Origin of the sequence: Kitasatospora sp. NPDC085879 (assembly GCF_040686255.1) — a bacterium.
Lineage (GTDB): Bacteria > Actinomycetota > Actinomycetes > Streptomycetales > Streptomycetaceae > Kitasatospora.
The window spans coordinates 1-6,142 of sequence record NZ_JBFBJZ010000152.1; the positions used below are offsets into that span (position 1 = coordinate 1).

Sequence of the window (6,142 nt, forward strand, 5' to 3'; positions counted from 1 at the left end):
AACCGCCCTTTCCCCCCAAAGAGCGCCGGCTTCCCCCGCCCCTCCGGGCGGGCGGGCCCCGGACGGGGCCCGCCCGCCGTGTTTTCGGCACCGGAGCGTCAGACCGCGGCGCCCGCGGACCGGTCAAGCGGCTCCGTACCGGCAGCGAGCGGCGCGGTGAGGAAGCCGAGGGCGTTGTCGAGCACCGAGGGTTCGGTGAGCACCCGGCGGTGGCCGAGTCCGCGGGTGGCGAGCAGCCGGACCCGCTCCCCGTGGGCGGCCCGCAGCCGGTCGGCCTGGCCGAACGGCACCACGGGGTCGTCCTCGTCGTGCACCAGCAGGGTGGGCGGAACGGCCCCGGGCGGCCGTCCGGCGACGTCGAAGCGCTCCCAGTCCGCCGCGGCCCCGGGGAAGAGCACCTTCTCCATCCGGCGGGCGACCTGCCGTGCGACCCGCTCGGAGAGCCGCAGCTGCGCGCGGAAGCCCGCGATCAGGAAGCGGAGGTCGGTGACCCCGGCGATCGCCACCAGCCGGCCGGCCCGCAGGCCCTCGGCCAGGGCGGCGAAGGCGCAGGCCACTCCGAAGGAGTGCGCGACGACCGCCTCGTAGGGGCCGTCCTGCTCGTGCAGCCGGCCGATGATCTCGCGGAACTCCAGGATCGTGGTGGTCGAGCCGGCCGAGTCGCCGTGACCCGGCGCGTCGAAGGCGACCGGGCTCATCCCCGCCGCCAGCAGCCGGGCGACCAGCGGTGCGAAGCGCGACGCCCGGGACTGCCAGCCGTGCACCAGCAGGACGGGCCGGCGGCCGTCGCCCCAGCGGTAGACGGCGACGCGCTTGCCGGCCACGGTGAGGTGCGAGATCCGTGCGCGGTCGTGCACCTCGCGCTCGGCGGGGCGGACGCGGCTGCGCCCGGCGGGTCGGCAGAAGATCCCGAAGGCGGCCCGGCCGGCCAGGTCCGGGGAGATCAGCGCGGCCGCGTTGAGCGCGGCGCCGACGAGGGTCTTGGTGCGGTCCATGGAGTCTCCCCGGTGGAGGTGCGGGGTGGGTGGAGCCTGACGGATCCAGATATTAGCACGACCGTTCGTGCAGTTTTAGCGCCAGTTCTCCGGGCCGCAGGCAGGACGGAACGCGTCGCGGAGTGGTCAGGCCACGTGCTCGGGGGCGGTCGCCGCACCGCGCAGCGCCGCCCGGATGCCCGCCGCCGCCAGGTCGTAGCGGCTGTCCTCGCCGTACAGCAGCGACTGGGCGTTCGCCGTCTCCAGCAGGCTGACCAGCGTGAAGACCAGCAGCTCCAGGTCGGTGTCGGCCTTGAGCCCGCCGGCCTCGCGGGCCGCCCGCGCCAGCTCGGTCAGGTGCTCCTCCCACTCGCGGGCCACTGCCGCGAGGGCGTCCCGGACGGGTCCGGGACGGGCGTCGAACTCGGCCGACACGGCGTAGAAGAAGCAGCCGCCCGGGAAGACCCGGCGCCGTGAGTACGCCAGCCAGGAGTCGCAGAGCGCCCGCAGCCGGCCCAGCCCGGGCTCCATGTCCGCGACCGGGGCGATCACGGCGTCCTGGAAGATCCGCCGGGCCGCCCGCACGGCGGCCAGCTGCAGCTCCTCCTTGGAGCCGAAGCTGGCGAACACCCCGCTCTTGCTCAGTCCGAGGTCGGTGGCCAGCCGGCCGATCGACAGTGCCTCCAGGCCCTCGACGGAGGCGACCTCCACGGCGCGCCCCAGCACCGCGCGGCGGGTCTCGTTGCCCCGCTGCACCCGCCCGTCCGTGGTCGGCGTCTCCACCGTGCTCCTCCGCCGCAGCCGTCGCCGTCGGCGGCCAGCCTACGCCGCGAGCCGGGCCTCGATCACGGCCGCGGCGGCCAGCAGCCGCTCGTCGCCGCCCTCCGCGCCCACGCACTGCAGGCCGAGCGGCAGCCCGCCGAGCGCGCCGGCCGGAAGCGAGACGGCGGGCAGTCCGGCCTGGCTCCAGGGCAGCGACATCACCGCACTGCCGGTGGAGTCCAGGCCGAGCGGCGCCGGGCCGGTGGCGGCCGGGGTCACCCACAGGTCCACGCCCTGCTCGGCCGTCACGGCGGCCACCCGGCGCCGGAAGTCGTCGCGGGCCGCCAGCGCGGCCCGGTGGTCGGCCCGGTCGATCTCCCGGCCGTGCCGGATCGCGGCCACCGTCTCCGGCCGGTACAGGCTGCCGAAGCGGGTGAAGAGGTCGCGGTGCACCTGCGCCAGCTCGTACCGGATCACCGTGCGCAGGTGGTGCTTGACGGCGTCGAAGTCGCCGAGCACGTCCACCCGGCGGACCGGCAGGCCGAGCCCCCGGACGGTGCGCTCGAACGCGGCCAGCGCCTCCGGGTCCACCTCGTCGAGGTAGCCGCCGACCGGTACACCGAGGACCGGCTCCGCCGGTGGCGCCCCGCCGGGCTCCGCCCAGGAGTCGCACAGCAGCGGTGCGGCCAGCCGCACACCGGCCAGGTCGGTCGCGTAGCAGCCCATGGTGTCCAGCGTGGGCGCGTGCGGGATCACCCCGTCCACCGGCATCCGCCCGTACGTCGGGCGGAAGCCCACCACGCCGCAGTACGCCGCCGGTCGGATCATCGACCCGACCGTCTGGGTGCCGATCGCCAGCGGCACCAGCCCGGCCGCGACCGCCGCCGCCGAACCGCTGCTCGACCCGCCCGGGGTGTGGCCCAGGTCGTGCGGATTGCGGGTCGGGCCCGGGGCGAGGACGGCGAACTCGGCCGTCACCGTCTTGCCCGCGATCAGCGCCCCGGCCGCCTTCAGCCGTCCGACCAGGGAGGCCTCCGGACCGGCCAGCACTCCCGGGGGCAGGGCCGAACCGGCGTGCGTGGGCAGGCCGTCGACGTGCACCACGTCCTTCACCCCGACGGCCACCCCGTACAGCGGCGGCCGCGCAGCCGGATCGGGGTACCGCGCCTCCAGCTCCTTCGCCGCGGCGGCCAGGCGGTCGTGCCGGCCCGGCTCCGGGACGAAGGCGCGCAGCGCCGGATCGATCCGGTCGATGCGGGTGCACAGCCGCTCGACGTGCTCGGTGAGCGGCGGATCGCCGGCCCGCAGGCGGGCGGCGGCGGGGACCAGAGGCGTCATCGGCTCCATGGCGCCCACGCTACGGGTCCGCCGCACCCCGCAGGGGCGATCCGGATCACTCGTGCTCGGCGGGCATGTACGGCGTCTCGCGCAGGAAGAGCGCCCCGCAGGTGTGGCAGTTGAGGTCCGGTGAACGGGACCACAGCTCCGGGTCCTGGACGGTCGCGGTGGCGTCCAGCTCCCGTCCGCACAGGGCGGTCATGGAGCCGTCGTGGGCGATGTGCCAGGTCTTCACCCCGTCGGACGGGCCGGTCGGGCCGTACTCGGCGCGCATCTCATACCTCATGCCGCCATGCTGCGCCGGGGCGGGGCGACCGGCAATCCGGAACGGCGGGGGCCGGCCGGGTGCAGTCAGGAGGCGGCGCGCAGGAGGGCGTCGTCCTGCCACTTGAGGATCTTGTCGAAGCTGACGATCGCGCCGCGGAGGGGGTGGTTGCGGAGCTGGACGTGGTCGGTGAGGGCGTGGATCAGGAAGAGGCCGCGGCCGGACTCGGCGGAGAGGTCGGGGAGGACGTCCGGGTCGGGGGTGCGGGCCGGGGCGGGGCGGCCGGCGGGGAGGACGTGCATGTCGTACGGGGCGGGGCGGTCGGTGCGGCGGGGGCGGTGCCCGGCGAGCGCTGAGGGGCCGAGGGTGGCGCGGCCGCGGCGGGTGCGGCGGCGGCGGCCGGCCGGCCGGGGCGCGGGGGCGGCCTGGACGCGGTGCCCGGCGGCGGGGAGGACGCCCGGGACCGCGGGGGCGATCGGCGGCAGGCCGGGGCCCGAGTCGACGACCTCGATCCGCAGCCGGTCGCCGGCGATGGAGGCGGTGACCTGGAAGCCGTCGTCGGGGCGGCCGGTGGCGGCGTGCTCGACGGCGTTGGCACAGGCCTCGGTCAGGGCGACGCCGAGGTCGTAGGCGATCTGCGGGTCGACACCGGCCGTGTCCATGGCACCGAGCAGGATGCGGCGGGCGAGCGGCACACTGGCCGGGTCGCGCTTGAGGTGCAGAGTCCACCAGATGTCCACGGGAGGTCCCTCCTGGCTGCGGCTCCACATACACCTAGGTATCTCCGAGGGTTTCGACGGTGAACCGTCGGCTCAGGCCGGGACCGCTCGTTCGGCGGATGGACTGATGCGGAACAGTGTGCCGCGCGGCGCGCGGTTCGGCCCGCACGCCGGGCCGAAAGGGTCATTCGGCGTATTTCCCACCCTGCCCGTGGGGGCGGTGTGAGCGGTGAGATGATGGCCCGGCCATGACTGCCCACCCCGTCGCCCCGTTCGCAGGCGCCGCCGCACCCTCCGACGGGGTGCCGGCCGCGGCCTGGGACCTGCGGGTGGCTCGCGCGGTACCGTTCGCGCTGGTGTGCACGCTGGTCGCGGCCGCCGGGCACGCGGCGGTGGGCGGCGGGGACGTCGCACCCTCCGCGCTGGCGGCCGGTTTCGCCGCGGTGGTGCTGCTGGCGGCGGCGCTCGGCGGGCGGGAGCGCTCGCTGACCGCGATCGTCGGGGCCCTCGGCGTCGGCCAGCTGGGCCTGCACCTGCTCTTCCACACGCTGACCCCGGCCCGCGCCCACCACATGGCGGGCATGACGATGCCGGAGGCCGCCGGGCGGCTGCTCTGCGACGACGTCCCCGGCAACGGCGTGACGCACCTGCCCCCGGGGACGTCCGCGGAGCAGGTGATCAGCGACGCCGGCCTGGACCCGCACGCGTACGCCGCCGCGGGTGCCGGGCACGCCGCCTCGGGCCTGTTCGGGACGAGCCCGGCGATGCTGCTGGGCCACCTGGCGGCGGCGGTCGTGGCCGGCTGGTGGCTGCGGCGCGGCGAGGCCGCGCTGTGGCGTCTGCTGAAGCTCACCGCGGCGGCGGCCCGGGAGTGGGCACTGCCGCTGAACCGCGCGGTGGCGATGCTCGCCGCCGCACTGCTGGGTGTGCCCACGGCCGCTCCGGCCGTGCCCCGCCGGCGTGCGGAGGACGTGCCGCTGCCGGGGGCGGTGGCCCTGGTGCACAGCCTCGTCCGGCGCGGACCGCCGGTGGCGGCGTTCGCGCGCTGACGGGCCCGACCTGGCTCGTGGCGCGCGCTGCCGGCCGTTACCGCACCGATGCGGGCGGCCCGTACCAGCCCCACCACCAGCCCGGCGCACGTTCCTCGCGGCCTGTCTCCGCCGTGCGCCCCGCTCCCCAGGGAGAGCCCATCATGCGTACCACTCCTGCCCGCCGGACAGCCCTCGCCGCCGTCGTCGCCGGTGCCGCCGTTCTCGCGCTGGCCGGACCGGCCGCCGCCCACGTGACCGTCCAGCCGGGCAGCGTCCCGCAGGGCGGCTACACCGCCGTGGCGTTCCGGGTGCCGGACGAGAGCGACACCGCCTCCACCGTGAAGCTGGAGGTCAGCCTGCCGATGGACCACCCGATGGCGTCGGTGCGCATCCAGCCGCTGCCGGGCTGGACGGCCGTCCTGGAGAAGTCGAAGCTCGACAAGCCGCTGAGCTCGCACGGAAAGGACATCACCGAGGCCGTCTCCAAGATCACGTGGACTGCGGACGCCGGCACCAAGATCGCTCCCGGCCAGTTCCAGGAGTTCCGGGTCTCGCTCGGCGCCCTGCCGACCGACACCGACAAGCTGACCTTCAAGGCGCTGCAGACCTACGACAACGGCGACGTCGTCCGCTGGATCGAGGAGTCCAAGGAGGGCCAGCCCGAGCCCGCCAAGCCCGCGCCGGTGCTGACCCTCACCAAGGCCGCCGCCGGCGCCTCGGCCGCGCCGGCCGCCGACCACCACGCCTCCCAGGACGCCTCGGGTGACATGGCCGCCGCGAAGTCCTCCGACTCCACCGCCCGCACCCTCGGTGTGGTCGGCATCGTCGTCGGCGTGATCGGCGCCGCGCTCGGTGTGGCCGGCCTGCGACGCAAGAACGGCCCCGCCTCCTGACCCGGCGCCCGGCGGGCCGCACCCCTCGCGGTGGGGGCCGCCCGGGCGCCCCGCCCCCCCCCCCGGGGGGGCCCCCCCCCCCGGCCCCCCCCCCCCCCCCCCGCGCCCCGGGGGGGGGGGGCGCCCCCCGGGGCGGGGGCGGCGCCGGCGGCCCCCCCCC

General features: G+C 76.7%; 7 protein-coding genes. 2 read left to right on the forward strand and 5 right to left on the reverse strand.

Annotated features, from left to right (window positions below; translation table 11 throughout):
• Positions 1-98 precede the first annotated feature (98 nt).
• The 5 genes from AB0P35_RS41285 to AB0P35_RS41305 form a co-directional block, all read right to left on the reverse strand.
• Complete coding sequence (locus tag AB0P35_RS41285; protein WP_363521587.1) at positions 99-995, reverse strand: alpha/beta hydrolase; 897 nt, start codon at positions 993-995, stop codon at positions 99-101.
• A gap of 126 nt (positions 996-1,121) precedes the next feature.
• Entirely contained in the window at positions 1,122-1,757 is a 636-nt protein-coding gene (locus AB0P35_RS41290) for a TetR/AcrR family transcriptional regulator (RefSeq protein WP_095873732.1), read from the reverse strand.
• A gap of 39 nt (positions 1,758-1,796) precedes the next feature.
• Positions 1,797-3,074, reverse strand: a complete 1,278-nt coding sequence (locus AB0P35_RS41295; RefSeq protein WP_363521589.1) for an amidase — start codon at positions 3,072-3,074, stop codon at positions 1,797-1,799.
• A 55-nt stretch (positions 3,075-3,129) separates the two neighbouring features.
• Positions 3,130-3,360: a hypothetical protein gene (locus AB0P35_RS41300; RefSeq protein WP_095873733.1), complete on the reverse strand. Its 231-nt coding sequence runs from the start codon at positions 3,358-3,360 to the stop codon at positions 3,130-3,132.
• Positions 3,361-3,425: 65 nt separating this feature from the next.
• Positions 3,426-4,079, reverse strand: a complete 654-nt coding sequence (locus AB0P35_RS41305) for an ATP-binding protein (RefSeq protein WP_363521593.1) — start codon at positions 4,077-4,079, stop codon at positions 3,426-3,428.
• 227 nt (positions 4,080-4,306) lie between these two features.
• On the opposite strand from AB0P35_RS41305, the gene AB0P35_RS41310 reads away from it, so the two are divergent.
• Positions 4,307-5,107, forward strand: coding sequence for a hypothetical protein (locus tag AB0P35_RS41310; RefSeq protein ID WP_363521596.1), 801 nt, complete (start codon positions 4,307-4,309; stop codon positions 5,105-5,107).
• Between the two features lie 143 nt (positions 5,108-5,250).
• Entirely contained in the window at positions 5,251-5,982 is a 732-nt protein-coding gene (locus AB0P35_RS41315; RefSeq protein ID WP_363521599.1) for a YcnI family protein, read from the forward strand.
• Positions 5,983-6,142: the final 160 nt, after the last annotated feature.

Bases quoted from the DNA above. Each gene is read 5' to 3' on its own strand.
- AB0P35_RS41285 (WP_363521587.1), bottom strand. From the start codon at position 995: ATGGACCGCACCAAGACCCTCGTCGGCGCCGCGCTCAACGCGGCCGCG.
- AB0P35_RS41295 (WP_363521589.1), bottom strand. From the start codon at position 3,074: ATGACGCCTCTGGTCCCCGCCGCCGCCCGCCTGCGGGCCGGCGATCCG.
- AB0P35_RS41300 (WP_095873733.1), bottom strand. From the start codon at position 3,360: ATGAGGTATGAGATGCGCGCCGAGTACGGCCCGACCGGCCCGTCCGAC.
- AB0P35_RS41310 (WP_363521596.1), top strand. From the start codon at position 4,307: ATGACTGCCCACCCCGTCGCCCCGTTCGCAGGCGCCGCCGCACCCTCC.
- AB0P35_RS41315 (WP_363521599.1), top strand. From the start codon at position 5,251: ATGCGTACCACTCCTGCCCGCCGGACAGCCCTCGCCGCCGTCGTCGCC.